Here is a 26,401-nt window from a genome sequence, read left to right as displayed (position 1 = left end):
GGTGATCACCTGGCGTTTCGTATTTTGTGCAACGTCAGGTGAATTACCTGTCATTTGCCAACACTTTGTGCATGTAAGAGTTAGATAGCTACTTTACCGTACTGCTTCACAAACTCTTTTACTGGCAAGTTGTTACAACGCAGGCTGCGTGCCTTGTGACCATGAACTGCAATGCTAGCAACGCCATCTTTGGCCGCCTTAATACAAAGTTCAGTTTCTGCTGAAGCCGTTTTTGCAACGAGTGCTACTGCTTTGTCTTGTGTTTGTGCTTCAACAAAGCCTGCTTGTTTTGCGATGTCGCGAATATCTTCACCGTTACACTCTAGTGTTTTTGAAAAACGTGAGATATTGATACCGTATTTTTGTGCTTCCGTACGTGCGGCACTAAGTCCTTGTTGGGCTGCAATCACACAAACCTTTGATTCTGGTGATGCATTGGCTGCTGAATATTCAACCTGTGCAGACACAGATGTAATAGTAGAAAGTGCAACAACTAGTGATAATGACTTAAACATAATATACCCAATATGAACGAATTTGCGCGCATTATATAGCCAATAATTATCTTGTAAATGATATTTGATTCCTTTTTTGCTCATTTAATAGACTATTTACATCTAAGCAAAACGTTCCACTAGTCACGCTAACAACTGTTCATAATTTTACAAGCTTTGCCTAACTATTAACCTTTAACCACCGCTGGTTTTCATCACTAATTTGTACCTTTATTGCATATCGATACGGAATTTCGCAATGTTAATCCTTTTTAGGTACGCATGTTTTGTACACATGTCATTGTTTAAATTACCGCGCTTCAAATTATTCTAGGGACAACCCTTTAGGATTTACTTTTTAGCTACAAATACTTGCATTGCCCTGAACGACAGCTATTTTTAATTTGTAATAGCAGAAAAATTGCTATCAACTCTTTGCAAATCACATAAGGAACGCACTATGTTACTGTCCACTAAAAATATGACGTGGAAAGTTGTTCTTGCTGTATCCACGCTCAGCTTTTTTTATTTGTCCAAAGCAACCGCTGAGGTATCCATCATCGTTCACCCGAGTAACGCCTCGACGTTCGATCAGGAAACCATCAAAAAAATCTTCCTTGGTAAAACCAAGTCTTTTTCCAACGGTCGCTCCGCTATCTTGATAAGTGCCAGCTCAAGTGACCCTGCTAGCGATGAGTTCAATACCAAGGTCATTGGTAAATCAAGTAGCCAAGTAAAAGCTTACTGGTCAAAAATTTTGTTCACGGGTAAAGGGACCCCTCCTCAAGAAATGGACTCCAACAATGATGTGATAGCCGCAGTGTCTTCAAACCCAGATGCAATCGGCTATATCGACGCTAGCGCAGCAACCGACGCAGTCAAAGTTGTCGCAACATTTTAAGTAGGAGTAAGCATATGAAAACTTTATTGGCTGTTACTTCAGGCATGACAATGCTGATATCATCATCGGTGCTAGCCGACATGCGTATCAGTGGCTATGGCTCAATTATTGCGGGTAAGACGTTAGGAACGGTAAACGATCCGCTAAACCCAGGGCAAACACGAGATGAAATACTCACTGCAGATTTCTACGATGTTGGTCAGTATGATAACGACATAACCATCAAAGCCGAGTCTATCTTTGCAGTTCAAGCGGTTATGGATCTAGCAGAAAACTTTTCTGTGACAGCGCAACTCGTAGCCAAGGGCGTCGACGATTTTGAACCCGAATTTGATTGGTACTATCTAACCTACAAAGCGACTGAAAACCTCACACTTATGGCGGGTCGTCGTAATATTCCTATGTATTACTTTTCTGAGTTTTCGGAAGTTGGTTATGCTTATCCATGGATGAGACCACCTTCAAACCTGTATTGGTGGCAAGTTACTCAGTTTAATGGTGTGCATGCCATGTATGACTTCGAAATGGGTGGTTATTCAAATACCTTAACTTTCTTTTATGGTAATGAATACTCTGACGACAATGTTGAAATGCTCTATTACGACAAGTTATATGGAGGTAGTGCCCGCACGGTTAATGAATATTGGACGGATATTGCTGGTATGAACTGGAATATCTCGGGAGACAACTTCGATCTACGCTTTGTTTATTTCCAAAATGACCGTGATAGAGAAACCATTCAGCAAGATGGTAGCATTGACCCCTATACACCTTTCTCGCAGACGTTTGTAGGCTTAGGCGGTAACGTGTCTCTTGATAAATTCACTTTACTATTTGATTGGAACTTTGTTGAGTATGATGATGCGTTAGGAACAGAGTTTCCAACCTATCTTGTATCACTCGTATACAACTGGGATGACTATCAGCCTTACATATCCTACTCAAAGGCGGATCATGAACGCACTAAAGTTCCTACTGAAGACTTAGAAGAGCACTATGTATTAAGTTATGGTTTACGCTACAACTTCTTACCTACCGCAGCGTTTAAAATTCAGTATGACAAGTTTGTAGATCAAGGCCACGCACCAAGCGGTTGGGCCTATCATGGTGATGCACGTGCGATTAGCATGGGCGTTGATTTTGTATTCTAAATTTTGAGTCTACCCTTGGTACCTGTTGTGCAGGTACCAAGGACATCAGTAACTGCAACATTTCTCTTCTCTATGTAGATGCATTTTCTGCTATATGAATCGTTTAGCTCATTGACAATGAGTGATATCATTTAAACGTTGATTCTTCGCTGTCAATTACCCAACTCTGTGCTTAACATTGCATTTTCTATGGCGGTAAAGACAGCCACAGCATAGTGAAAATAAGGTTACTAAAATAACATGAAAATCATCTCGTTTAATATCAATGGACTTCGCGCTAGAATCCACCAACTGCAAGCCGTGATCGATAAACATCAACCAGACATCATCGGTTTACAAGAAATCAAAGTCCACGATGAAGCTTTTCCATTAGATGAAGTTAAAGCAATGGGCTACCACGTATACTTTCACGGCCAAAAAGCACATTATGGCGTTGCGTTGTTGTCTAAAATGCCAGCCAAAAATATGCAAAAAGGTTTTGCAACTGATACCGAAGAGTCACAAAAACGCATGATCATTGGCACTTTTGAAAGCGATTCAGGTAAAGAAGTAACTGTTATGAATGGCTACTTCCCACAAGGCGATAACATTAGCCATGAGGTTAAATTCCCTTATAAACGCCAGTTCTACGCCGACCTTATGACCCACCTCAACGCTCACTATGATAAAGAACAAGCAATTGTTGTAATGGGAGATATCAATATTTCACCCACTGACCTAGACATCGGAATTGGAGAAGCCAACCGTAAGCGCTGGTTGAAAACAGGTAAATGTTCATTTCAGCCTGAAGAGCGCCAATGGTTAGACACTCTAATGTCGTGGGGCTTAAAAGATACATTTAGGGAACTAAAACCACAAGATACACAACAATACTCATGGTTCGACTATCGCTCTCGTGGATTTGATGACAATCGAGGGCTACGTATTGATGTGATCCTAGCGACTGAGTCACTGATGGCCAATTGCGTTGAAAGCGATATCGATTATGAGCTGCGTGGTATTGATAAACCTTCTGATCATGCTCCTATTTGGGCCACATTTGAGATTTAAGCATGTTGCTAAGCATGTTCACAGCGGCAGTGTTTGCCGCTACGCTCAACAAACAAACCTATAGAGCCTTGCTGGCACGCCCTGCGCGACAAACAGGCGTATTTGCCAGTGCATTATGCTTAGCGCTTTTCTGGCAAATCCAAGCGGGAATTTTAGAACATCTTAACATTCATATTCTTGGCATAACCGCAGTCACATTAATTATGGGTTGGCGCTTAGCTTCTTTATGTTCGCTAATTGCAAGTCTGCTACTTCTATATTTTACTGACTTATCAGCTGATCAATTGGCAGAATTTTTACTGTTTAGCGCATTTATTCCCATCTTCCTAAGCTATGGTCTTTACCTATTGTGTTATCAGTTTTTGCCCAGACACTTCTTTGTTTACATTTTTGTGTGCGCTTTTCTGTGTGCTGGCTTTGTTGGTGCTGCGAAAATTCTTATCAGTGGAGGTTACTTTTACTTGCTTGGTCTGTATGATCTGCCCACACTACTCGATAATTACATGTTTTACGCTGTGATTATGTGGTTTCCAGAGGCCATGTTAAACGGCATGGCAATCACACTACTCATTACTTATCGACCTCACTGGGTGAAAACATTTTACGATCAGGAATACTTAAATAAATGACATTATTGTATCGATGCCCTTTGTGTTCTGCTCCTCTAGAGCAAACCCAGCACAGCCTATGTTGCCAAAAGCGCCATCAGTTTGATTTCGCCAAAGAAGGCTATATCAATCTGCTTCCAGTGCAGAACAAAAAATCCAAGCAACCAGGCGATAACCTGCAAATGGTACAAGCCAGAAGAGCATTCTTTGCAACCGAACATTACGTATTTTTAAGAGAAAAGCTGGTTGAAAAGCTTTTAAAGCTAGCTCCTAACACGGTCATTGACCTTGGCTGTGGTGAAGGATTTTATACACATGCCATCGCCGATTCGGTTGATGGACAAGTTTACGGTGTAGATATCTCAAAAGCCGCTGTTAAATATGCAGCCAAGAGATACAAAAATGTAAATTTCAGTGTTGCTTCAATTAAGCAGGCACCATTTCCTGACAACAGTGCAGACATATTGCTGAGTGTTTTTGCTCCTATTTTTGCCCAAGAGCTTCATCGCTTGTGTAATGACAATGGCACGTTAATCATCGTTAGTCCGGGACCAAAACACTTATTTGAGCTAAAGCAACACATCTATGACGACGTACAACTTCATGATGTGGTAGACACTCCACACGGCTTTGTATTGAAAGAACACAATTTATTGGAAGTTCAGCAACAAATAAGTACTGGTGTGCTTGAGCACCTTATACAAATGACCCCATTTGCTTGGAAGTTTAAAGACAGTCACTACGATGCATTACGCAACGCTAAAACACACACTGTTACACTGTCTTTTTACATCAGTGAGTTTAAAAAAGATGAACAAAAGGCAGTTTTCAATTAGAACTGCTCTTTGGTAAATGCCTTGTCCATTTTGTTGAACATATCAGACAACAGTTTTGCCAGCTCTCTATATCGTGGTTTTCTGGGTGTTGAAGGGGCGTCATACCCATTGGCAACCATTTTGTGATACAGCTCATTGTACCAACTATTTAATGATGGGCTCAGCGGAGTATCGCAACGCTTACCCAGCCACATCAGGCCTTGCACGGGTAACGATAGGAAGAACAGTGCCGCCGCTATTGCTTGCGGTAAATACTGCATACCTAACTGGCTTGTTTGAAAAAACACGGTAAAGATTGCCAATATCGGCATCACCGTCAAAGACAATTCCGTTGCCCTTATAACCCTATATTCTGCAAACATTGGCGCAAGCTCTTTACGCATGGGCCACTCCTTTGCATATTGGCGTCCAAGCTGCACTTGTGTAATAAGACTATTTTGCATCATCACTCCTAGGTGCTAACTTTTAAGTAAAAATTCGGGTAAAATTATCATTAATAAGTCAATTATACCTTTGTCTAGCGTATCGCTTATTGGCCACTATGCTTTAAGCTTAATACGCGTTTACTGTTATTGTCAAAACGGAAAGTCATTATGTCATCTTCCCATGTTCTGGTTTTAAACTGTGGTAGTTCAAGTCTTAAGTTCGCCATTATTGATATTCACTCTGGTTCTGAAGCGCTTTCTGGATTAGCGGAATGTTTAGCCGAGCAACAACCGCTAATTAAATACAAGTACGATGGCAAAAAGCAAACGATCACCCTCAATCCAGGTGATGCTCATCAAATAGCCATTACTCGTTTGGTCGAACTGGTTAAGCAACTTAATTTAGACAAACACTTAATTGCTGTGGGACATCGTGTAGTGCATGGTGGAGAACACTTTACTCACTCTGTAAGTATTACACCAGAGGTTATTGAAGCTATCAAACAAACCAGCGCGTTAGCTCCATTACATAACCCTGCCAATCTACTTGGTATAGAAGCTGCCCAAAAAGCGTTTGCTTCATTACCCCAAGTCGCTGTATTTGACACCGCGTTCCATCAAACCATGGAACCAAAAGCGTTCTTGTATGCTCTACCCTATTCTCTATACAAAGAGCACGGTATTCGTCGCTATGGGTTTCATGGCACCAGCCACTATTATGTATCGGCCCAAGCACACAATATTTTAGGACTGAACAAAGATAACTCTCGTATCATTAGTGCACATCTAGGTAACGGATGTTCTGTGACCGCTATCAAAAATGGTCAATCTGTAGATACAAGTATGGGACTAACACCCTTGGAAGGTTTAATGATGGGCACTCGAAGTGGTGATATTGACCCTGGGATCTTTGCATTTTTGGTGAATCAACTAAAGTATTCACCAACCCAGGTAGACCTACTTTTAAATAAACAAAGTGGTTTATTAGGCATTAGTGAATTATCTAACGATTGCAGAACCATAGAAGAAGCTGCGGCTCAAGGCCATGAGCAAGCGCAACTTGCACTGGATATTTTCTGTTACCGACTCGCTAAGCAAATTGCCGCGTTTGTCGTGCCTCTTGGCGGTCTAGATGCGCTTATTTTCACAGGCGGTATTGGCGAAAACTCCGATGCTATCCGTGACAAGGTGATATCCCAGCTAGGATTCTTAGGCTTAACCCTTGATCAAGACAAAAATTTAACCGCACGATTTGGCCAAAGTGGTGTTATCACCACAAATGATAGTCCTTGTGCAATTGTTATCCCAACTAATGAAGAATGGGTTATTGCTACTGATGCAGCAACCATAGCACAGGAGCAATAGTATGGGCCGCCGTATTATGCTGATCCCCGTTTCAACGGGCGTAGGCTTAACTTCCGTATCCGTTGGCTTAGTCAGAGCTTTGGAACAAAAAGCCGTGAAGGTCAACTTTTTCAAACCTATCGCCCAACCTCGTAAAGATGAACACGGGCCAGAAAAGTCAACTGTGATCGTTCGTCAAGGCTCTGCGGTAAACCCTCCAACTCCTTTTGAGTTAAGTTATGCTGAGCAAATGATAGGTGACGGCAAAGGAGATGATTTACTTGAGGAAATAGTTGAGCGTTTTGAAAGTTCAATACAAGATGACGAAGTTGCAATCATTGAAGGCATGGTGCCCACTCGCCTTCAGCCTTACGCGGGGAGAGTCAACCGAGAAATAGCGCAAACATTAGGCGCTGATATTGTGTTTGTACTTACCCCGGGTAACGACAGTAATGAGCAGCTAGAAGATCGCCTCGAAATCGCGGCAGGAAATTATGGGACAGTAAATCATAACCGTGTGCTCGGCTGCATCTTCAACAAAGTGAATGCTCCGTTAGATGAGCAAGGCCGCGCACGAGCTGATCTTGTCGACCAACACAAGCCTGACGAGCTCGAAAACGAAACGCACCGCCTTGCATCTCTACCCATCTTTCGTAAGCACCCATTCATGTTGTTGGGCTGCATCCCATGGGATTTTGATTTAGTCGCACCACGAGTTATCGACTTATCAAATTATCTCAAAGCCGAGATCATTAATGCAGGAGACATGGAACACAGGCGTTTGCGTCGGGTTACTTTTTGTGCGCGAACAGTATCAAATATCCTAAACCATTTCACACCGGGAGCGCTGCTAGTAACTCCGGGTGATCGCTCAGACGTATTGGTCGCGGCATGTTTGTCAGCAATGAATGGCACTAAATTGGGCGCTATTTTACTCACCGGGGGCTTTAAACCAGAGCCGCGTATCATGACACTATGTGAACAAGCAATGGAAACTGGTCTGCCGATCTTAGCCACAACGGCGGATACTTGGCGCACATCGCTACTACTTCATAATTTTAATATGGAAGTGCCCAGTGATGATGATCAACGTATTGATAAAGTAAAACAACACAATGCCGATCATATAGATTCAGACTGGCTGGATGAGCTGGCCATAGGAGTAGCTCGAACTCGTAAGCTTTCTCCACCTGCGTTCCGTTACCTGTTGACAGACTTAGCAAGAAAGGCCAACAAAACAATTGTTCTTCCAGAGGGGAATGAACCAAGAACTATTAAAGCTGCAGCAATTTGCGGAGAACGTGGTATAGCTAAAACCGTGTTATTAGGCGAACGCGAAGAAATAGAGCGTATTGCTGCGCAGCAAGGTGTAGAGCTCAATGAAAATGTAACAATTCTAGAGCCACAAGAACACCTCAATGACTATGTCGCTCCTATGGTTGAGCTGCGCAAGGGAAAAGGCCTGACAGAAGTCGTTGCACAGGAGCAACTGCAAGACAATGTCGTATTAGGCACCATGATGTTAGCCTTAGACGAGGTAGATGGCTTAGTTTCAGGAGCAGTGCACACAACTGCAAATACGATTCGCCCACCACTGCAATTGATAAAAACCGCTCCCGGTTCATCTTTAGTTAGTTCTGTATTCTTTATGTTACTGCCCGACCAAGTGCTCGTATATGGTGATTGCGCTATCAACCCTGATCCCACAGCTGAACAACTGGCTGATATCGCAATTCAGTCAGCCGATTCAGCAATCGCATTTGGTATCGAGCCACGTGTTGCAATGATCAGCTACAGCACGGGTACCTCTGGCCATGGTGCTGATGTAGATAAAGTACGTGAGGCGACTAGAATTGCTCAACAAAAAAGGCCTGACCTTGATATTGACGGCCCACTGCAATATGACGCTGCCATTATGGAGAATGTCGCGAAGAAAAAAGCGCCAAATAGCAAGGTTGCAGGCAAAGCAACAGTTTTTGTGTTCCCTGATCTCAATACGGGTAACACAACTTACAAGGCTGTACAAAGAAGTGCTGACTTAATCAGTATTGGACCAATGTTACAAGGGATGAGAAAGCCAGTGAATGATTTAAGCCGTGGTGCACTTGTTGAAGATATTGTCTACACCATTGCACTTACCGCAATTCAAGCTCAGCAAATAGCTGATCAACAACAATAATAGTAAATGTACCAAGAGTTAATAGGGTTCTCTTTCTTAACTCTTGGCTATACTATCTAGATAAAGTTATTGGATAGAGGTAGAGCATGTCAAAACAAACGCTGCAATTGCTCAGCCATAAATTTACCATTCACAGTCTCGATTGTGATGCAAGCATCCCTGCTCAGGTAATTAACGCCAATATATTTTTTATCGCAAAAACAGAAGACGAATTATCTATTGTTTGCCCTAGCAGCATTAAAATTGATAGCTTTGCAGCAGAAGATAATTGGCGCGCTTTAGAGGTAATTGGTCCACTTGGATTTTCACTGACTGGTATTATGGCGAATATATCAGGAGTACTGGCTAAAGCCCATGTATCTATTTTTTCGTTATCTACCTACGATACGGATTATATTCTAGTCAAAGAACAACAAATTGATGCCGCCATTAAAGCGCTCAAAAAAGACGGATACCTAGTTTTATAATGCAGTTTTCTACTCCAGTTGAATATGCGCCAATCACCACTATTGATAGCCCTTTAATGCATTTAGCAAGCCCATTTACAGGTAAAGTGCTACCTTTATTGGCTCATCCTGACCCACTGTTTGCCAAAGGTATGCTCGGTAGAGGAGTCTGCGTAGACATGAGTAGCAATAAAGTCTGCTCCCCTGTTACTGGCACCATAGAAAGAATAAAACGAAAAGGAAGCGAGTTCATTATTGTTGCTGACAATGGTCTAAAATTACTAGTACATATTCAACTCCCACCTGATTGCAATGCAATGGAACGCCAGCCAATCAATGCCTTTGGTAAGGAGCATGTAACGCAAGGGGAAGTACTCGCCTATTTTGATTTAACCGGCTCCAATTCAAGAATGTTAGGGACGCTCATCGTACTCAATGCAGACAAACTCGGACCATGTTATTATCCTTTAAAACAAGTGAACGCTGGGCAAGACCCTTTACTCACTATCACTAAGAAACAACCATAGAAAGGCCCTAAGAAATGACCATCATGTACGGCATTCCTAATTGCGATACCATCAAAAAAGCAAAAAAATTACTATCCGATAATCACATTGAATTTACCTTCCATGATTACCGAAAAGAAGGTATTAGCCCTGAACTGATTGACGTATTTTTCGAACACCTAGGGTGGGAAAATGTACTAAACAAACGTGGTACCACCTACCGAGCACTTAGTGACGAGCAGAAAAATAACTTGAATGAACAAAATGCCAAGCAAATTTTGCTTGATGCTCCGGCTATGATTAAGCGCCCAATTATTCTCCATAATGATAATTACCACCTTGGCTTTAAAAAAGAACAATACGTAGAGATTTTTGCTATATGAGTGGACACCGTAGCAGTGATGTTATCAAACTTGCACAAGCTCTTATCCAGCGTCCTTCTGTCACGCCTGAGGACGCTGGTTGCCAAACACTGATAAATCGAAGACTGGCAGCTGTAGGGTTCAACATTGAGGAACATTTCTTCGTCGATACCTTAAACACTTGGGCAAGGAAAGGCGACTGTGGTCCGCATTTTTGTTTCGCAGGTCACACTGATGTTGTTCCAACTGGTGATGAATCCGCTTGGCACTATGCGCCTTTCGATGGTCAAATCCATGATGGTATGCTCCACGGACGCGGTGCAGCTGATATGAAAGGTTCATTAGCCGCTATGGTCGTTGCGACAGAGCGTTTCGTTACAAAGCACCCTGATCACAAAGGCTCGATATCATTTTTAATTACTTCTGATGAAGAAGGCCCCTTCATCAACGGCACCACACGGGTCATCGATTTACTTGAAGCGCGCAATGAAAAAATAGACATGTGCCTCGTTGGTGAGCCGTCTTCAAGGCACCAGCTAGGAGATGTCGTTAAGAATGGACGCAGAGGCTCCCTTACTGGCCATTTGAAAGTCAAAGGTAAACAAGGGCATGTTGCCTACCCTCACCTCGCAGACAACCCAATTCACAAAGCTACCCCTGCCCTTACACAACTAAGTGAAACTGTATGGGACCACGGTAACGAATACTTCCCTGCTACCAGCTTCCAAATATCCAATATTCAAGGCGGTACTGGTGCAGGAAATGTTATCCCTGGCACCGTGTATGTACAATTTAATTTTCGTTTTAGTACTGAAGTCACCGCTGATGAGCTAAAGCATCAGGTGACTGAAGTCTTAAAAAGCCACGGACTTGACTATGAGCTTGACTGGATTGTCAATGGGTTACCTTTCCTTACTGAGCCTGGCCCATTATTAGATGTTACTCTCAGTGCAATCGAAGAAATTACGGGCGTTACGAGTACACCTGAAACCTCTGGGGGAACCTCTGATGGACGCTTCATTGCACAAACTGGCTGTAAAGTGATTGAACTTGGTCCTATCAACGCCACTATTCATCAGCTAAACGAATGTGTGAGTATTGAAGACTTAGACAATTTAGCGCTGATTTACGAGCGTATTCTTGAGAAGTTATTAACTTAAAGGTAGTCGATGAATTTATCTCTCATCTCCTGTGGGCTCAGTGAAATACACCTGACGGACTGGCACGGTAAACAAGTACACGAAGACATCGTAACTGATCTTACAGCTTTGGAGTGCGCCGCTAAGCAAGCAGGATTTGACCTAACAATTGCATCAGCATTTCGCAGCTTTCAAAGGCAAGCGAAGATTTGGAATGCCAAATTTTCTGGGCACCGCCCTGTAAATGACATTAATAACTGCCCTGTGGAACTATCGGCACTAAGTGAAATTGAAAAGTGTAAAGCTATTATGTTGTTTTCTGCACTACCAGGGGCTAGTCGTCATCACTTTGGAAGTGACCTAGACATCTATGCTGAAAATTGCCTTGGCGAGCAGCACACTCTTCAACTTGCGCCTTGGGAGTATCAAGCAGGAGGGCCTTTTGCTGAATTTAACGCTTGGATTGATGAGAACCTAACCGATTTTGGTTTTTTTAAGCCATATGCGAAATACAATGGTGGTGTCGCACAAGAGCCTTGGCATATTAGCCATATCGCTACCTCAAAATTACTTGAGCAACATCAAAGTATCGACGCTATCGCCGATGCAATCAACCAGCACGATGTCTTGGGGAAGCAAACGATTTTGGCTAATCTACATATTTTGAATGACCGATTTATCACAAATATAGCTAAAGTGTGAGCGCTGCATACCCAAGTACAGCCTGCTCAGGCTGTACTTGTCGAATATTTTAAGTTTGGCGATAGCCATCAAAAAATCTTTGCATACGGGCCATTGCCGGCTCCAGTTCATCTTTGTGAGGTAAAAACACCAATCTAAAATGATCAGGCTCCGGCCAATGAAATGCTCGACCATGAACCAATAATATTTTCTCTTCACGCAATAGATCCAACATTAACTTTTCGTCATTTTTGACGTTGAATTTAGCAGTGTCTATTTTAGCGAATGCGTACAACGCACCTTTGGGTTTGACACAGGACACACCATTGATATTGTTAAGGCCCTGATATGCGATGTTTCTTTGCTCATACAATCTGCCACCAGGCTCAATCAAAGCGTCTATGGACTGCACACCACCCAGCGCCTGTTGAATCGCAAATTGTGCTGGCACATTGGCGCACAAGCGCATTGAAGCAAGAATGTCTAAGCCAGTGATCAAATCAGCCATATCACTGACCTTGCCACTTAAAATCATCCATCCCATACGCAGGCCAGCTGCACGATAATTTTTTGCTAAGCCGTTAAAAGTGATAACTGGCAAGTCATCGCACAAAGAAGCAATTGGGATGTGTTTTGCGTCGTCATACAGGATTTTTTCGTAAATTTCATCACTTAATAACAACAATTGATGCTCGCGAGCAATATCAATCAGCCCTTGTAATAAGGCTTCATCATATACTGCACCAGTAGGGTTATTAGGATTGATCAATAATAGCGCTTTAGTTTTGTTAGTTACTTTTTTTCTTATATCTTCTAAGTCAGGGAACCAGTCTTGTTCTTCATCACAACGATAATGAACGGGTGTGCCACCTGATAGTTTTACAGAAGCAGTCCATAATGGATAATCTGGTGAAGGGATCAGCACCTCATCACCATTATTAAGCAATGCTTGTGTGGTCATTTGAATCAATTCACTAACACCATTGCCAATATAAATGTTATCTACACTAATATGTGGCAACGACATTTGCTGATAATGCTGATATACAGCCACGCGAGCCGAATACAAACCTTTTGAGTCACAATAGCCTTGTGCTGAGTACAAGTTGCGAATAATATCGCGATGCATATCTTCTGGCATATCAAAGCCAAACGCGGCTGGATTTCCAACATTTAGCTTAAGTACCTTAAGTCCGTCTTCTTCCATTTTCTTTGCTTGACTTAGCACCGGTCCACGGATGTCGTAACAGACTCCGTGTAATTTATTACTTTTTGATATTTTAGACATTTATCCCCCCATTTCCAGCGCCTAGCATAGCCCAAAATTGACTATGAAAACTAGAGGGATAACCAAAGATAGAACAAGAATCTTAAAATTCTATGGATTCGTTGCTAGCCACTGTAGTAACTGGGATTTTGAACCTGCGACTTGCTCAGCAATTTGTTCCATATTTTCACTTACAGCAGCATCATCACCTCTCATTAATCCTTGTTCGATAGCTCTTGCTGTACTGCTTAAACTGATCGCGCCAAATTGTGCAGCATTAGATTTCAAGCTATGAGCGTGACGGATAGCTTCTTCTCTATTTGAATTAAGGGCTAGTTTAAGGTCATTTTCCAGCCTCTCAAATTCACTACAGCAAAAAACCAGTGTTTCTTCGAACTGCTCCCCGAGCAACGACTGCATGCTTTCCAGCGCGCTGTTATCTATGCTTACATTCATAAAGTTCCCTTCCCACTGTTGTTAATATCAATGCTAGACAATTCAGTTCATGTTAGCAAAACAATTTGATATTTATGATAAGATTTAGCAAACGTTTTTGTTTTAGAACATACAATGAAAAGAAACTTTTGCTCAAAATGCCACTATCCGATAAATACATGTGTGTGCAAATACGTCTCACCTTCTCTACACACACAAACTAAAATAGTTATATTACAGCATCCGGATGAAGCTAATCTAGCAAAAAACACGGCACGACTATTACAACTTCAACTCAACAATATACAACTGTACGTTGGACAAAAGCCAGAAGACTTTCAACAAGCTAGAGAATTAACAGGCTATAAACGTTGCGCCTTATTATATCCAGGTGAAAACGCCGTTACGGTACAACAGATGCAACAACTGCCTGCACTAGACATACTTTTCGTGATTGATGGTACTTGGAAAAAAGCACACAAAATACTTGCTCTAAACTCATGGTTACTTGCCTTGCAAGCAGTCACATTTGACGCAATCCCTGAGAACCAATATCGGATCCGCAAAGCAGAGCAAGCACATAGTCTCTCTACGCTCGAGTCTGTCTCTTTGTTTATTAATCAATATGAGGGGGTCGACCATCAGCCACTATTGGCTCTACTAAAGGGCATGATCACAGAGCAAACTAAACTCATGCCAGCTCATGTTAAAGCAAGATACAATCTATGAGCCGTATACCCCGCCTTACAGATGGATTTGTTAGACTCGGTCCAGATTATCGTTTTGAAGACCAAACTGATTTTCAAGAAATAAAAGACACCTTTGGTTTTTGCACCATTACTGTTGGAAGTTGGGTAACCCCTCAAGAGCAGCGTATCAGCGCCAACCTTGTATACGATGCACTCGCCGATTTAGCTCAAATTCTTGAAGTCCCGCCTTGGGCAATTGGTCTAAACGGCACATTGAATTTCGCATTTGGTGCGGGAGGTCAAAGAGGTGTGCAAGCACACTACGAACCGTCATCAAGAACACTGGCATTAGCAAAAAATGCTGGTGCAGGTGCGCTTGCCCATGAATGGTGGCATGCATTTGACCACCATATTTGTAAAAAGCTATTTACCGACAGCAATGCTCTGTCTTTCGCTTCGAGCCTTTGGCTGCAAACACCAATAGCCAATCGACACCCATTTAACCTACATTTGGATAAGTTTTTTAAACTTATCTTTTTAGATGATACCGGTGATGGTCCGAGTGAGTATTTCTTAAATGCCAAATTTTTAGATAGTCATTATAAGCAATTTTATTTCAGTCGGCCCCAAGAGCTAAGCGCTAGAGCATTTGAAGCTTGCATTTGCAATAACCCTTTAATTCGTAATGATTTTTTGGTAAGCGGCGTTAATAATAGCAAGCTTGCCAACCAAGGAGGCTTTCCCAATTCCGCACATCTCTCTCATCTGTGCGAAGTCATTTTTACCTATTTCAAAGTGCTAGGTACTGCTTTACATCATCGCTCTGACTAACCTTGTACAACCAAACCAAATATTCTTCATAGTTCATTGGCTTAGCGATAAAATAGCCCTGCCCAAAGTCACATCCATAATGCTCCAACCTCGTATAGCTCTCGATACTTTCAACACCTTCAGCAACTACTTTAAGCCCCAAGCTATGTGCCATATCTGACATGGCTTTAGCAATCGTTTGGTTGCTCTGAGATGTTTCAATATCCATAACAAACTGTTTGTCGATTTTCAGTTCATCAAAACCAACTCGGCTTAAATAAGCTAATGACGAATAGCCGGTACCAAAGTCATCTATGGCTAACTTGACCCCAACACTACGATAATCATCTAAGATGCTTTTCAAATTATCTTCGTTATCAATCGTCACTGATTCGGTAATCTCTATTACGATTTGTGAGGGGTTTAAATTAAGTTCATTCACTAAGGTGATTAAATGAACTAGTAACTCTTTTTTAGATAAGTCTTTTCCAGACATATTCAGCGACAGCACATGCCCTGGATACTGTTCAACAAGCTGCTTTTGATAGTTCAGACCTTTTTCAAATACCATTTCCGTCAATAAATGAATCAGCCCAGACGACTCTGCGATTGGAATAAATTCATCGGGAGGAACTTGTCCTAGTTTGGGATGGAACCACCGCAGTAACCCTTCAGCACCATACACTTTACCTGTTTTTAGATTAACTTGAGGCTGTAGATATAAGCTAAAGCTATCATTATCAATTGCATCTTTTAGCGCCGAGGACAACTGCATGCGTCGCTCAGATATAACTGAGCTGGCAACATCAAAGATTTGCCACCTATCAGTGTCATGTGACTTAGTTGACAAAGCAAGCATTGCTCGCTGTATCAGAGAGTCTGCCGTTTTTGCATGTATCGGTGAGTGCGCGACACCAATTTCGATTTCATCAATTAATCTAGTTCCTTTATACTCTATACCTTCTTCAAATACCGAAGATAAAATACACACATACTGCTCGATTTGACTGAGCGACAACTTCCCTATCAAGGTGATCGCAAACGTACTATCATCCAGCCTGAAAATCTCGGTCTTTTTTCCTTCAGGGACTGCAAGCGTAACAGAGCCATATGTATCAAGTTGAGTGTAGAGTTTGCCAAACAATTCGTTAAGATGCTTATTGGCGTTTGCCACACCCAAGTTCAAGCGAATCGAGTGAATGATCAATGGCCTGAATAACAATAATGTGTGATGCGTATTTCTATTGGCCAAATGTTCCAAATAGTTGTTAAGTGCGAAGCGGTTAGAAAGCCCCGTATCGGGGTCATGTAAGCTGTAAAACAAAAACCTGTCTTTTTGTTTCTTATCGTGCATAAACACACTGAGGGTTAATAGGACAATATGGGTGACAACCGCCAGTTTACTGATACCTAGCATTCGCCCATTTGTGACTATACCCAGTTGCATGCCTACCCAAACGATCCCAAGCATGAACATAGGTAACCAAGCTGCGCTTACTAACCAAACATCGCGCGCAAAACCTTGCTTTGCACTGCGATACAGCGCGGCCAATACCACCATAGTACCTAAACTTGATATCGCTTGAAGCTGTACAGACAAGGCCGATCCCATACCAAAAGACAATACAGCCATACCTAGCAAAGTCACCACACTTCCCCATACGACATGACTTAGTATTTTATTTGTCTGTGAAATAGCAAAATACGATTGGTGGTATAGCAAACATAGCGCACAGGCCAAAATGAGCCAGCTCCCATTAAATGATGACACGAACTGACTGATGCCCGAAGGTAAATAATAGTAAACACTGCCATTGTTGACGCTACATTGAATAGCCAAGAAACAAACATATATTGACAGTAGCGCTAAATACTGACGGCGACTGAGTAACGCCATGATTGCCAGAATCATAGCTATAAAATATAGCAACCCCAACTCAAGTCCATACCAAAACAATCTCGATTGACTGCGCTTTTTAAACACGTCTTCCGAAACAACTTGAAAGTCAAACATCACTTTATAAGGAGAGCGCAACCTAATGTATACCTGAGAATCTTTGTTTTGCGTTGAAAAATAGATATGAGGAAAAATGCTTTGCATTCTGGAAGAGGAAAAGTTATCGCTGGGTACCCTAACTTGACCCAGCAACTTGTTTTGCTGGATCAAATACAGTTCTAGTTCGCTATTTAAAGGCTTATTAACATACAAAGCTTTGCGCCCTCTTGGGGAAGGCTCACCTGATATATCTACTTTGACCCAAGTAGATACAAGCTTTGGCGCCGTCAGAACTGCTTCATCTAGTTCAACAAATGATTGCTGTTCTTTTAAGATATCATCAATGGTCTTTTGATTGCTCACATCATTGTATGTTGATGTAGACAACGCTATGGAAATATTACTAAAGACCATCAAACATAAAAGCGAAGCGATTCGAATAACTTTGCTGGCACCCATCTTAGCTCCTTTAACAATCACCATAGCCTTTGGCTTAGGGACATAATTTAGTATGGAAGCTTTATGCAGTAATGCCAGCCTAAATAAGACAAAATAACACCACGTTAAAATGTAAAACTAGATTTTAAACCTCATGATTAGCTTAAAGGCTATTATTATCAGCACTGATACGACTCGCCACGGCGCTGTTTTGCCCTTTATACTTTGCATCTTTGCGGATGTTATAAGGGTTCTCCGCCGCGCTGGTCATGGTTTCAAAGCTAAGAGCACCTATCTTCATTTTCGGTCTTAAAGCCAAAGGTAGTTTTCCTGAATTGTAAAACTCAAGAACAATGTTACCAGACCAGCCAGGATCGATACGATGTGCCGTTACATGAACCATAAGGCCCAAACGTGCCAGCGATGACCGTCCATCCAACCAACCAACCAAGTCAGCAGGTAATGTTACGGATTCATAGGTGATTGCTAGTGCTAGTTGACCTGGATGTAAAAAAAACGCCTGCCCATCTTGCAAGACTATCTCATCACTCATGATAGACTCCATCGCCTCATTGAGCTGGTCTTTAGGCCCACTCAAATCGACATAAGGCGCACCATGGTCTTGAAAAACTCTGAACTTGTTACCCAATCTTAAATCAACCGTAATACCGGAAATCATCTCCTCACTGGGTGCTGGATCTATAATAATCTGCTGATTCGCTATCGCTTGCTTAATGTGTTTATCTGATAATCTCATTGATTAGTCATCCGTAATCACAATATCAACAGTCGGTGTTGATAGTGTTTGATAATAAAGCATACTACTTATTGTCTGAGCACACGAAAAGTAATGCTCAGCAATATCGACATGCTGTGTTAATAGGTTCTGCCCCTGTTCAGAGGCTTCTCTTATCTGAATATTGAGTGGGATCTGTGCAAGTAGTGGTACACCGTGACGAACCGCTAATTGTTCTCCACCTAGGTGTCCAAAAATATGATTTTTCTCGCCACAGTGCGTGCAAATGTAATGACTCATATTTTCGATCAGACCAAGAATAGGCAGATTGACTTGATTAAACATTGCAATCCCCTTTTGGGCATCAAGTAATGCCAAGTCCTGTGGCGTTGTAACTATCAGTGCACCACTTGCGGGCACTTTCTGTGTCATCGTCAATTGGATGTCACCAGTTCCTGGCGGCATGTCTACAATCAGATAATCAAGTTCACCCCATTGTGTTTCGTTAAGTAATTGATTAAGCGCTTGTGACGCCATTGGTCCACGCCACACTGTTGCGTTGTCCGCAGGAACCAAAAAACCTATTGATTGTATTTTGATACCCTCTTTAACAATAGGGTTAAGTGTTTTATTGTCTTGAGTTGTGGGTTGTTCATCAATAGCATCAAACAATGATGGAATGGATGGTCCATAAATATCTGCATCCAATACCCCAACCTCTGCACCTTGATCGGATAAAGCCAGAGCAAGATTTGCTGCGGTTGTAGATTTTCCGACTCCACCTTTACCAGACGCGATCAACACAATATGTTTAATTTTCTTGTATTGATAGTGCTTAGGCAGCTGAGTTTGAATATTCACCTCAACCTGCATTCCTACTTGCTCAGACAACGCGTCGCTCAATAATTGTCGCTGCGCGTTAGCCGCAAATGGTAATGTAAGATCTACCGTTACAGCTGCGCTTTTTACCTCAATGCAATTCACCCACTGTGGCTCAATTCCTAACGGAAAGACGCTATTTTTGAAAGCAGTTAACTGACTTAAAATCTGCTGTTTTAACTGATTGTCTTTTTTAAATAGTTTATTGAGACCAAACATTGAAATAAAACGTACTCTGGTGATGAAAAAGGCTACGGAATTATGTAACATTCAACCCATTAAAACCAGTCTATTGATGCTACACACACCGAGTAAATGGCACGTGTTAGCTTTAACTAAGCGATTTGGCTGAAATTTGAGCGCAGCCACGCGATAATCTTGGAACAGTTATGACGAAGAGAAAAATTCTCATCACGAGTGCACTACCCTATGCAAATGGACCAACACACTTGGGTCACATGCTTGAGTACATTCAAACAGACATTTGGTCTCGCTTTCAAAAATTACGTGGCCATGAAACGTATTATGTATGTGCAGACGATGCTCACGGCACGCCCATTATGCTCAATGCACAAAAACAAGGGATTTCTCCGGAAGAGATGGTGAGAAATGTCAGCATCGAACGTCAACGTGATTTTGCCGACTTTAATATCGAGTTTGATAACTATCACAGCACGCATAGCGAAGAAAACCGTGAGTTGAGTGCGCTTATTTACAAGCGCCTAGACGAAAAAGGCCACATTAAGAAACGTACCATTTCACAACTTTTTGACCCAGAGAAAAGCATCTTTTTACCTGATCGTTTTGTTACTGGTACCTGTCCAACCTGCGATGCGCCAGATCAAAATGGTGACAGCTGTGACGCTTGTGGTGCAACCTATAGCCCAACTGAACTAAAGAACCCTCGTTCAGTAATGTCTGGTGCAACACCTGTACTCAAAGACTCTGAACACTTTTTCTTTGACTTACCTGCATTTGAAAGCATGCTCAAAGAGTGGCTACATTCTGGGTCATTACAAGCTGAAATGGCTAACAAATTAGAAGAGTGGTTTGCCGATGGTCTACAACAATGGGATATCAGCCGTGATGCTCCGTATTTTGGTTTTGAAATCCCAGGGGCTCCTGGCAAATATTTTTATGTATGGCTAGATGCTCCAATCGGCTACATGGCAAGCTTTAAGAATCTGTGCGATAAAAAAGGCTTGGACTTTGACGCCTTTTGGGGTGAAGACTCACAGGCTGAGCTTTATCACTTTATTGGCAAAGACATCATTTATTTCCACAGTCTGTTTTGGCCAGCAATGCTTGATGGCGCAAACTTCCGCAAACCGACAAATGTTTACGCCCATGGCTTTGTAACCGTTAATGGCGCAAAAATGTCTAAGTCAAAAGGCACTTTCATCAAGGCACGTACATACCTTGAGCACTTAGATCCGGAGTTTTTACGTTATTATTTTGCAGCCAAGTTAAACGGCGGTATTACCGATTTAGATTTAAACTTGGAAGATTTTGCACAACGCGTAAACTCGGACTTAGTGGGCAAAGTAGTCAATATCGCATCTCGTTGTGCCGGTTTCATCAGTAAGAAGTTTGATGGAAAAATGAGCGACACGGTGCTTGAGCCAGAGCTGATTACACAATTTCAAACTGCTTCCGATACCATCGCTCAATACTATGAGCAACGCGAGTACAGCAGAGCCATTCGTGAAATTATGGCCTTAGCGGATAAAGCTAATCAATTTATTGATGCGCAAGCGCCATGGGTCCTTATTAAGGATGAAAGTACACAAGCTCAAGCCCATGATGTATGCTCAACAGGCCTTAACATGTTCAAAATACTGATGACATATTTAAAGCCTGTCCTTCCTGGAATGGCAGCCAATGTTGAACAGTTCTTAAATACAGAACTCACGTGGGAAAGTGCCCAAACAGTTCTACAAGGGCATGCCATCAACAAGTTCAAGGCGTTAATGCAACGTGTTGATATGGATAAGGTGAATTTAATGCTTGAAGAATCTAAAGAAAGCCTAGAAGCAAGTAACAAAGTAACCCTTGACCCTAATAGCCCTTTAGCAAAAGAGCCTATCAGCGAAGAAATTGAATTCAACGACTTCGCCAAAGTGGATTTACGTGTTGCTAAAATAGCAAAAGCCGAGCATGTCGAAGGTGCAGACAAACTACTTAAGCTGACATTAGATTTAGGTGGTGAAACCCGTCAAGTGTTCGCTGGCATAAAGTCAGCGTATGCACCTGAGGATATCGAAGGTAAGTTAACTGTCATGGTTGCTAACTTAAAGCCTCGAAAAATGCGCTTTGGCATGTCTGAGGGCATGGTACTAGCAGCTGGACCGGGTGGTAAAGAAATTTACATTCTAAACCCTGACGAAGGTTCAGAGCCAGGCATGCGCGTAATGTAACTTAGCAAAACACTTATTGAGGCCCTCAGGGGCCTTTTTTATATTTGCGCCTCACCACTGTTGCGACTCTCCCTAACAAAAATGACCTTAACAACAATAAATATTACAAAGTCGACGCATATGTAATGCTTTGTTACAACTTTAGAACCTAAATAAACAACTAGACATATCTTATCGTTTAATATGCATCTAATGGTATTAACACAGATGCAAATACCAACAACATCAACAGTTGGAAGGAAGATAACGTGGCTAGTAAAAAACAAATATTCTTACCCATTGCGGTACTCATTGGAGGCATAGGTGTAGCTGGAGCATTTTCAGCTATGAAACAACCACCTGAAGAAAAGCCTGAACAGGTGATTCACCCTCTTGTAGAAGCACATCCAATTGTAGTTGCACCAATGCAGCTCAACGTGGATTCCTACGGTTTGGTTAAACCCAAATACACTACTGAACTGGTTGCTCAAGTGAGCGGACAAGTTATTTCTGTGTCAGATGCTTTTGTAAAAGGTGGGTTTGTCAAAAAAGGTGAAGTGCTAGCCCGTATCGATCCCAACGACTATGAGGCTGCTCTTATCGAATCTGAAGCGAATCTAGCACGCGCAAGCTCCGCTCTTGAAATTGAACAAGCGCAAGCTCACGTTGCAAAAAAGGAATGGCAGCGTATTAAAGACAACGCCAACGCAACCATTCCTTCAGAATTGTATTTACGTAAACCTCAGTTAGCTGAGAAGCTAGCAAGCTTCCGTGCGGCTCAAGCTAGTGTAAAAAGAGCAAAGCGAAACCTAGAGCGCACTTACATCAAAGCCCCGTATGACGCAATCATCGCCAGCCGAGATTTGAGTTTAGGCAGCGTTGTTAATCCAGGCAGTAAGTTTGGTGAGCTTAATGCAACCTCTGTTGCTGAGGTGCGTCTGCCTGTTGCAGATAATGAATTACAATACCTAGTCGATGGTGGTATTAATGCCAACGTAACTTTAAAAGCACAAGTAGAAGGTAAACCGGCACAGTGGCAAGGTAAGATTGTTCGTAGCGAAGGGGTAATTGACCAACGCAGTCGAATGACTTACTTAGTAGCTCAAGTACAAAACCCCTATTCCGACCAACGCACTCCACTTCGATTTGGTGCGTATTTAAACGCCACAATCAACGGAAAAGTCATCGCTAACGCCGCTGCAATCCCACAACATTTAGTAAAAGATGGTCGAATCGCTGTGCTTAATAACGATGAAACACTGAGTTTTAAAGCTTTGAATGTTGTTCGCGAATACAATGGTAAAACAATCATTGATAATGGCATCAGTGATGGCACTCAGTTAATTACCTCTGCTCTTGAATACCCAACCGAGGGGATGCAACTAAAGCTCAATGACGGTACACCATCCGTTGCAGACACTCAACTTGCGTTGAAAGAGGAATAAGTGATGAGTAATGTAACTGAAAAAGGCATTATTGCCTGGTTTGCGCGCAACCCAGTTGCCGCAAACCTGCTGATGGCATTCATTCTAATAGGCGGTTTGCTCACAGCATTCTCAATTCGCAAGCAAATGTTCCCACAGTTTGAGAGCCACTGGTTAAGCGTACAAGCCATATACCCAGGTGCTGCACCTCAGGAAGTAGAAGAAGGTATTACGATTAAAGTCGAGGAGGCCATGGAGGGACTCGAAGGGATCAAACGTATGATCACCTATTCAAACCGAGGCTTTTCACAAACATGGATCGAAGTTGAAGAACACTATGAGCCGCTGGTCGTACTTGATGAAGTCAAAATGCAAGTGGACTCCATACCTAGTTTTCCTGTTGGAATGGAGCGCCCTATTGTCAGCTATGACAAATTTGTACAAGAAGTTATGTGGATATCGCTATACGGCGATTTAGACAACGCTCAACTCAAAGATCTTGGTAATGTTATTCACGATGAAATGTTGGCGCTTCCGGGTATCAATCTCGTTGAATTTCACAGTGGCTTAAATTACGAAATAGGCATTGAGATAAGCCCTGATAAACTCAGAGAGTACGATCTTACTTTTAGAGATATTTCTCAAGCTGTTAAAGCGTTTTCTGCCAATATGTCTGCTGGACAAATTCGCTCAGAAAATGGTTACATTTCTATGCGAGTCGAAAATCAAGCCTATCGAGGCAAAGAGTTTGAGAACCTCCCTCTGCGAACCCTTGAGGACGGTGCGCAAATTCGCCTAGGTGACGTAGCAACCATTCACGATGGCTTCGAAGAAGGCCTACAATACTCTAAGTACAATGGTAAGAACTCTCTAACGTTTGAAATTCAAGCATCTAAAGATCAAGATATCACTAAAGTTGCTAGCACCATCAAAAACTACCTAGCTGAACGCTCAAAAACGCTTCCTGAAGGCACGGGGATTGAGCCTTTAGTAGATTTAACTTATTACTTAAATGGTCGCCTAAATATGATGATCGAGAATATGATTCTCGGCGGTATCTTAGTGATGCTCATGTTAGCATTATTCCTAAGAGTGCGACTTGCTTTTTGGGTAATGATGGGACTCCCAGTATCATTTCTAGGTGCATTTTTGTTTATGCCTATCGGGGCGCTTGATATAACCATTAACTTAGCTTCGTTGTTTGCCTTTATTCTGGTACTGGGTATCGTAGTCGATGATGCCATTGTTGTTGGTGAATCAGTACATGCTGAAATAGAGCAGCGTGGACATTCCCTAGATAATGTAGTGAGAGGCGTTAAGCGTGTAGCAATTCCTGCTACCTTTGGGGTGTTGACCACTATCGCAGCATTTTTACCACAAACATTCGCTACAGGACCTGCTGCTGCATTTTCAAAAGCGATTGGCGGCGTGATTATTCTATGCCTGATATTTTCGCTTATTGAGTCAAAGTTAATTTTACCGGCTCACTTGGCGGCGATGAAAGACAAACCAAGCAACCCTAAAAATCCATTCCACCGCTTACGCGCATCTTTGGATAATGGACTGAAGCACTTTATCGAAAACCTGTACCGCCCATTTATTGAGCGCTGCATTCACTACCGTTACACGGTTATAGTGGGCTTTTTGACGATTATCATCGTAACCGCGGGCCTCTTTGCTGGTGGCTTAGTTAAGTTTGTTGCTAATCCAAAAATTCCTCATGACTTCCCTGAAGTTCGTATTGAAATGAATTTGTCATCATCGGAATCTGCAACGCTGCAAACTGCGCAAAAAATTGAATCGCTTATTTTGGAAGTCGATAAACAAATAGCAGAAAAATACGGCACAGGCATGATCAGAGACTTATCCGTAAGCCTTCGTGGTCGAACTAATGCCAACATTATGGCCATCCTAGTCGAGCCTGATCTTCGCCCTATTGATACATTCGCTCTCAGTGCCATGTGGCGTGAGCAAATGCCACCTCTACCAGGCGTTAAAACACTTAATATTCAAGACAGTATTATGAATGGTGGGCGCGATGATGGTGATATTAATTTCCGTCTTGAAGGAAAAAATAAAGACCAACTTAAAGAAGTAGCTAATTTACTTAAAGAGAAACTCAGAAGTATTGAAGGCGTTGGTGATATCAATGATTCATTGCAAAGCGCTACGGATGAGGTTCAATTAGAACTCAAGCCTCTAGCTTACAGTATGGGACTTACGCTGTCTGATGTAGCATCTCAAGTTAATTTCAGCTATTACGGTCTAGAAGCACAGCGCATTTTGAGAAATGGCGAAGAGATCAAAGTTATGATCCGCTATCCAAAAGATGCTCGTAACTCTATCAGTGATATACAAGATGTGCGCATCATTACACCATCTGGTGCTGAAGTACCTCTGATTGAAGTGGCTGATGTTAAACTCGTTGATGGCGTAAATCGTATTCGCCGCGAAAATGCAAAACGCACGGTAAATGTATGGGCTTCGGTTGACACTAATCAGGCTGAACCATTTAAGATAGCCGAAGAAATCCGTGATGAGTATCTACCAACGCTACTGAAAAATTACCCTGGCGTCAGTAGTAATGTTGCTGGACGTATTCAAGAGGAAATGGACAGCGTAGCAGAGCAAATAAGAGACTTTGTATTGTCGTTGATGATCATCTTCGCCCTGCTGGCAATTCCATTGCGCTCCTACTCTCAGCCAATCCTAATAATGTCAGTCATTCCATTTGGGGTTGTTGGTGCAGTTGTTGGCCATATTGTTATGGGTATGACCATGAGTAGTCTTTCATTCTTCGGTATCATCGCTGTGGCGGGTGTAGTTGTGAATGACTCACTGGTTATGGTGGACTTTGTAAATAAAGCTAGAGAGCAAGGCAGTACCATCAAACAAGCAGTAGTAGAAGCGGGATGTAAACGCTTTAGAGCTATCTTATTGACCTCGCTAACTACTTTTATGGGTCTAGTACCTATCATTATGGAGACAAGCCTGCAGGCACAAATTGTGATCCCTATGGCTGTATCACTGGCTTTTGGTGTGTTGTTTGCCACAGTGATTACTCTCATTTTAATCCCTTGTCAGTATGTCATGCTGGAGGACATCAAAGCATTGTTCACAAAACGGGTTAACAAAACCAACAATGAACAACTAGCTTCTAAACAGATTTAGATATTTGTAAACTTCCCAACCAAAAAGCTCGTTCATGA

24 protein-coding genes are annotated in these 26,401 nt (G+C 42.2%); 17 read left to right on the top strand and 7 right to left on the bottom strand.

Annotation, left to right across the window (positions count from 1 at the left end):
* Positions 1 to 80: 80 nt before the first annotated feature.
* On the bottom strand, positions 81 to 515 hold the full coding sequence (locus BIW53_RS02575) for an exonuclease III (protein WP_070990387.1): 435 nt from the start codon (positions 513 to 515) through the stop codon (positions 81 to 83).
* Positions 516 to 954: 439 nt separating this feature from the next.
* Here BIW53_RS02575 and BIW53_RS02570 point away from each other — a divergent pair, with 439 nt between their 5' ends.
* The 5 genes from BIW53_RS02570 to rlmA all read left to right on the top strand — a co-directional run bounded on the left by BIW53_RS02570 (position 955) and on the right by rlmA (position 5,040).
* Entirely contained in the window at positions 955 to 1,395 is a 441-nt protein-coding gene (locus BIW53_RS02570; protein ID WP_245699336.1) for a type 2 periplasmic-binding domain-containing protein, read from the top strand.
* A 14-nt stretch (positions 1,396 to 1,409) separates the two neighbouring features.
* Positions 1,410 to 2,546, top strand: coding sequence for a hypothetical protein (locus BIW53_RS02565; protein ID WP_070990254.1), 1,137 nt, complete (start codon positions 1,410 to 1,412; stop codon positions 2,544 to 2,546).
* Between the two features lie 240 nt (positions 2,547 to 2,786).
* A complete protein-coding gene (xthA, locus tag BIW53_RS02560; protein WP_070990253.1) occupies positions 2,787 to 3,596 on the top strand; it encodes an exodeoxyribonuclease III in 810 nt (269 codons plus the stop codon).
* Positions 3,597 to 3,610: 14 nt separating this feature from the next.
* Positions 3,611 to 4,225: an energy-coupling factor ABC transporter permease gene (locus tag BIW53_RS02555; protein WP_245699335.1), complete on the top strand. Its 615-nt coding sequence runs from the start codon at positions 3,611 to 3,613 to the stop codon at positions 4,223 to 4,225.
* Positions 4,222 to 5,040: a 23S rRNA (guanine(745)-N(1))-methyltransferase gene (gene rlmA, locus BIW53_RS02550; protein WP_070990251.1), complete on the top strand. Its 819-nt coding sequence runs from the start codon at positions 4,222 to 4,224 to the stop codon at positions 5,038 to 5,040. The genes BIW53_RS02555 and rlmA overlap by 4 nt, the downstream gene beginning before the upstream one ends.
* On the opposite strand, the gene yfbV is transcribed toward rlmA, so the two are convergent.
* Complete coding sequence (gene yfbV / locus BIW53_RS02545) at positions 5,037 to 5,483, bottom strand: terminus macrodomain insulation protein YfbV (RefSeq protein WP_070990250.1); 447 nt, start codon at positions 5,481 to 5,483, stop codon at positions 5,037 to 5,039. The two genes, rlmA and yfbV, sit on opposite strands and share 4 nt — an antisense overlap.
* A gap of 150 nt (positions 5,484 to 5,633) precedes the next feature.
* On the opposite strand from yfbV, the gene BIW53_RS02540 reads away from it, so the two are divergent.
* The 7 genes from BIW53_RS02540 (at position 5,634) to BIW53_RS02510 (ending at position 12,143) form a co-directional block, all read left to right on the top strand.
* Entirely contained in the window at positions 5,634 to 6,830 is a 1,197-nt protein-coding gene (locus BIW53_RS02540) for an acetate kinase (RefSeq protein WP_070990249.1), read from the top strand.
* Between the two features lies 1 nt (position 6,831).
* Positions 6,832 to 8,988: a phosphate acetyltransferase gene (gene pta, locus BIW53_RS02535; RefSeq protein ID WP_070990248.1), complete on the top strand. Its 2,157-nt coding sequence runs from the start codon at positions 6,832 to 6,834 to the stop codon at positions 8,986 to 8,988.
* Positions 8,989 to 9,074: 86 nt separating this feature from the next.
* Positions 9,075 to 9,455: an ACT domain-containing protein gene (locus BIW53_RS02530; protein WP_070990247.1), complete on the top strand. Its 381-nt coding sequence runs from the start codon at positions 9,075 to 9,077 to the stop codon at positions 9,453 to 9,455.
* A complete protein-coding gene (locus BIW53_RS02525; RefSeq protein WP_084228040.1) occupies positions 9,455 to 9,961 on the top strand; it encodes a PTS sugar transporter subunit IIA in 507 nt (168 codons plus the stop codon). Before BIW53_RS02530 ends, BIW53_RS02525 begins: the two co-directional genes overlap by 1 nt.
* Positions 9,962 to 9,975: 14 nt before the next feature.
* Positions 9,976 to 10,323 (top strand): ArsC family reductase, encoded by a 348-nt coding sequence (locus tag BIW53_RS02520; protein WP_070990245.1) that lies wholly within the window; start codon positions 9,976 to 9,978, stop codon positions 10,321 to 10,323.
* Positions 10,320 to 11,462, top strand: coding sequence for a succinyl-diaminopimelate desuccinylase (gene dapE, locus BIW53_RS02515; RefSeq protein ID WP_070990244.1), 1,143 nt, complete (start codon positions 10,320 to 10,322; stop codon positions 11,460 to 11,462). Before BIW53_RS02520 ends, dapE begins: the two co-directional genes overlap by 4 nt.
* 9 nt (positions 11,463 to 11,471) lie before the next feature.
* On the top strand, positions 11,472 to 12,143 hold the full coding sequence (locus BIW53_RS02510) for a M15 family metallopeptidase (RefSeq protein ID WP_070990243.1): 672 nt from the start codon (positions 11,472 to 11,474) through the stop codon (positions 12,141 to 12,143).
* A gap of 49 nt (positions 12,144 to 12,192) precedes the next feature.
* On the opposite strand, the gene BIW53_RS02505 is transcribed toward BIW53_RS02510, so the two are convergent.
* Together BIW53_RS02505 and BIW53_RS02500 are read right to left on the bottom strand one after the other, a co-directional pair.
* A complete protein-coding gene (locus tag BIW53_RS02505; RefSeq protein WP_070990242.1) occupies positions 12,193 to 13,410 on the bottom strand; it encodes a pyridoxal phosphate-dependent aminotransferase in 1,218 nt (405 codons plus the stop codon).
* Between the two features lie 90 nt (positions 13,411 to 13,500).
* Positions 13,501 to 13,845: an Hpt domain-containing protein gene (locus tag BIW53_RS02500; protein ID WP_070990241.1), complete on the bottom strand. Its 345-nt coding sequence runs from the start codon at positions 13,843 to 13,845 to the stop codon at positions 13,501 to 13,503.
* A gap of 114 nt (positions 13,846 to 13,959) precedes the next feature.
* Here BIW53_RS02500 and BIW53_RS02495 point away from each other — a divergent pair, with 114 nt between their 5' ends.
* Both BIW53_RS02495 and BIW53_RS02490 read left to right on the top strand, forming a co-directional pair.
* Entirely contained in the window at positions 13,960 to 14,553 is a 594-nt protein-coding gene (locus BIW53_RS02495; protein ID WP_070990240.1) for a tRNA-uridine aminocarboxypropyltransferase, read from the top strand.
* A complete protein-coding gene (locus BIW53_RS02490; protein ID WP_070990239.1) occupies positions 14,550 to 15,344 on the top strand; it encodes a CLCA_X family protein in 795 nt (264 codons plus the stop codon). The genes BIW53_RS02495 and BIW53_RS02490 overlap by 4 nt, the downstream gene beginning before the upstream one ends.
* On the opposite strand, the gene BIW53_RS02485 is transcribed toward BIW53_RS02490, so the two are convergent.
* The 3 genes from BIW53_RS02485 to apbC all read right to left on the bottom strand — a co-directional run bounded on the left by BIW53_RS02485 (position 15,304) and on the right by apbC (position 19,591).
* Positions 15,304 to 17,778 carry an EAL domain-containing protein gene (locus BIW53_RS02485; protein WP_070990238.1) on the bottom strand — a complete coding sequence of 825 codons (2,475 nt, stop codon included), beginning with the start codon at positions 17,776 to 17,778 and terminating at the stop codon, positions 15,304 to 15,306. The two genes, BIW53_RS02490 and BIW53_RS02485, sit on opposite strands and share 41 nt — an antisense overlap.
* A gap of 142 nt (positions 17,779 to 17,920) precedes the next feature.
* Positions 17,921 to 18,514 (bottom strand): dCTP deaminase, encoded by a 594-nt coding sequence (gene dcd / locus BIW53_RS02480; RefSeq protein WP_070990237.1) that lies wholly within the window; start codon positions 18,512 to 18,514, stop codon positions 17,921 to 17,923.
* Between the two features lie 3 nt (positions 18,515 to 18,517).
* The gene (apbC, locus tag BIW53_RS02475; RefSeq protein ID WP_070990385.1) at positions 18,518 to 19,591 is read right to left on the bottom strand and encodes an iron-sulfur cluster carrier protein ApbC; all 1,074 of its coding nucleotides are present in this window, start codon (positions 19,589 to 19,591) and stop codon (positions 18,518 to 18,520) included.
* A gap of 170 nt (positions 19,592 to 19,761) precedes the next feature.
* Between apbC and metG the strand changes: the two genes are divergently transcribed.
* From metG to BIW53_RS02460, 3 genes are all read left to right on the top strand, one after another.
* On the top strand, positions 19,762 to 21,789 hold the full coding sequence (gene metG / locus BIW53_RS02470) for a methionine--tRNA ligase (RefSeq protein WP_070990236.1): 2,028 nt from the start codon (positions 19,762 to 19,764) through the stop codon (positions 21,787 to 21,789).
* 248 nt (positions 21,790 to 22,037) lie between these two features.
* The gene (locus BIW53_RS02465; RefSeq protein WP_070990235.1) at positions 22,038 to 23,213 is read left to right on the top strand and encodes an efflux RND transporter periplasmic adaptor subunit; all 1,176 of its coding nucleotides are present in this window, start codon (positions 22,038 to 22,040) and stop codon (positions 23,211 to 23,213) included.
* A 3-nt stretch (positions 23,214 to 23,216) separates the two neighbouring features.
* The gene (locus BIW53_RS02460; RefSeq protein WP_070990234.1) at positions 23,217 to 26,363 is read left to right on the top strand and encodes an efflux RND transporter permease subunit; all 3,147 of its coding nucleotides are present in this window, start codon (positions 23,217 to 23,219) and stop codon (positions 26,361 to 26,363) included.
* Positions 26,364 to 26,401: the final 38 nt, after the last annotated feature.

The sequence above is a fragment of the Pseudoalteromonas byunsanensis genome (assembly GCF_001854475.1).
Taxonomy (GTDB): Bacteria; Pseudomonadota; Gammaproteobacteria; order Enterobacterales; family Alteromonadaceae; genus Pseudoalteromonas; species Pseudoalteromonas byunsanensis.
The sequence above is the reverse complement of the archived record's forward strand: the minus strand, read 5'-3'. Positions and strand labels throughout refer to the sequence as shown.

What these genes read in the sequence shown, in the direction of transcription:
- BIW53_RS02530 (WP_070990247.1), top strand. Translation starts at nt 9,075, where the DNA reads ATGTCAAAACAAACGCTGCAATTGCTCAGCCATAAATTTACCATTCAC.
- BIW53_RS02505 (WP_070990242.1), bottom strand. Translation starts at nt 13,410, where the DNA reads ATGTCTAAAATATCAAAAAGTAATAAATTACACGGAGTCTGTTACGAC.
- dapE (WP_070990244.1), top strand. Translation starts at nt 10,320, where the DNA reads ATGAGTGGACACCGTAGCAGTGATGTTATCAAACTTGCACAAGCTCTT.
- BIW53_RS02490 (WP_070990239.1), top strand. Translation starts at nt 14,550, where the DNA reads ATGAGCCGTATACCCCGCCTTACAGATGGATTTGTTAGACTCGGTCCA.
- BIW53_RS02540 (WP_070990249.1), top strand. Translation starts at nt 5,634, where the DNA reads ATGTCATCTTCCCATGTTCTGGTTTTAAACTGTGGTAGTTCAAGTCTT.
- yfbV (WP_070990250.1), bottom strand. Translation starts at nt 5,483, where the DNA reads ATGCAAAATAGTCTTATTACACAAGTGCAGCTTGGACGCCAATATGCA.
- BIW53_RS02575 (WP_070990387.1), bottom strand. Translation starts at nt 515, where the DNA reads ATGTTTAAGTCATTATCACTAGTTGTTGCACTTTCTACTATTACATCT.
- BIW53_RS02495 (WP_070990240.1), top strand. Translation starts at nt 13,960, where the DNA reads ATGAAAAGAAACTTTTGCTCAAAATGCCACTATCCGATAAATACATGT.
- rlmA (WP_070990251.1), top strand. Translation starts at nt 4,222, where the DNA reads ATGACATTATTGTATCGATGCCCTTTGTGTTCTGCTCCTCTAGAGCAA.
- BIW53_RS02520 (WP_070990245.1), top strand. Translation starts at nt 9,976, where the DNA reads ATGACCATCATGTACGGCATTCCTAATTGCGATACCATCAAAAAAGCA.
- xthA (WP_070990253.1), top strand. Translation starts at nt 2,787, where the DNA reads ATGAAAATCATCTCGTTTAATATCAATGGACTTCGCGCTAGAATCCAC.
- apbC (WP_070990385.1), bottom strand. Translation starts at nt 19,591, where the DNA reads ATGTTTGGTCTCAATAAACTATTTAAAAAAGACAATCAGTTAAAACAG.
- BIW53_RS02460 (WP_070990234.1), top strand. Translation starts at nt 23,217, where the DNA reads ATGAGTAATGTAACTGAAAAAGGCATTATTGCCTGGTTTGCGCGCAAC.
- pta (WP_070990248.1), top strand. Translation starts at nt 6,832, where the DNA reads ATGGGCCGCCGTATTATGCTGATCCCCGTTTCAACGGGCGTAGGCTTA.
- BIW53_RS02565 (WP_070990254.1), top strand. Translation starts at nt 1,410, where the DNA reads ATGAAAACTTTATTGGCTGTTACTTCAGGCATGACAATGCTGATATCA.
- BIW53_RS02485 (WP_070990238.1), bottom strand. Translation starts at nt 17,778, where the DNA reads ATGGGTGCCAGCAAAGTTATTCGAATCGCTTCGCTTTTATGTTTGATG.
- BIW53_RS02500 (WP_070990241.1), bottom strand. Translation starts at nt 13,845, where the DNA reads ATGAATGTAAGCATAGATAACAGCGCGCTGGAAAGCATGCAGTCGTTG.
- BIW53_RS02570 (WP_245699336.1), top strand. Translation starts at nt 955, where the DNA reads ATGTTACTGTCCACTAAAAATATGACGTGGAAAGTTGTTCTTGCTGTA.
- dcd (WP_070990237.1), bottom strand. Translation starts at nt 18,514, where the DNA reads ATGAGATTATCAGATAAACACATTAAGCAAGCGATAGCGAATCAGCAG.
- BIW53_RS02510 (WP_070990243.1), top strand. Translation starts at nt 11,472, where the DNA reads ATGAATTTATCTCTCATCTCCTGTGGGCTCAGTGAAATACACCTGACG.
- BIW53_RS02555 (WP_245699335.1), top strand. Translation starts at nt 3,611, where the DNA reads ATGTTCACAGCGGCAGTGTTTGCCGCTACGCTCAACAAACAAACCTAT.
- metG (WP_070990236.1), top strand. Translation starts at nt 19,762, where the DNA reads ATGACGAAGAGAAAAATTCTCATCACGAGTGCACTACCCTATGCAAAT.
- BIW53_RS02525 (WP_084228040.1), top strand. Translation starts at nt 9,455, where the DNA reads ATGCAGTTTTCTACTCCAGTTGAATATGCGCCAATCACCACTATTGAT.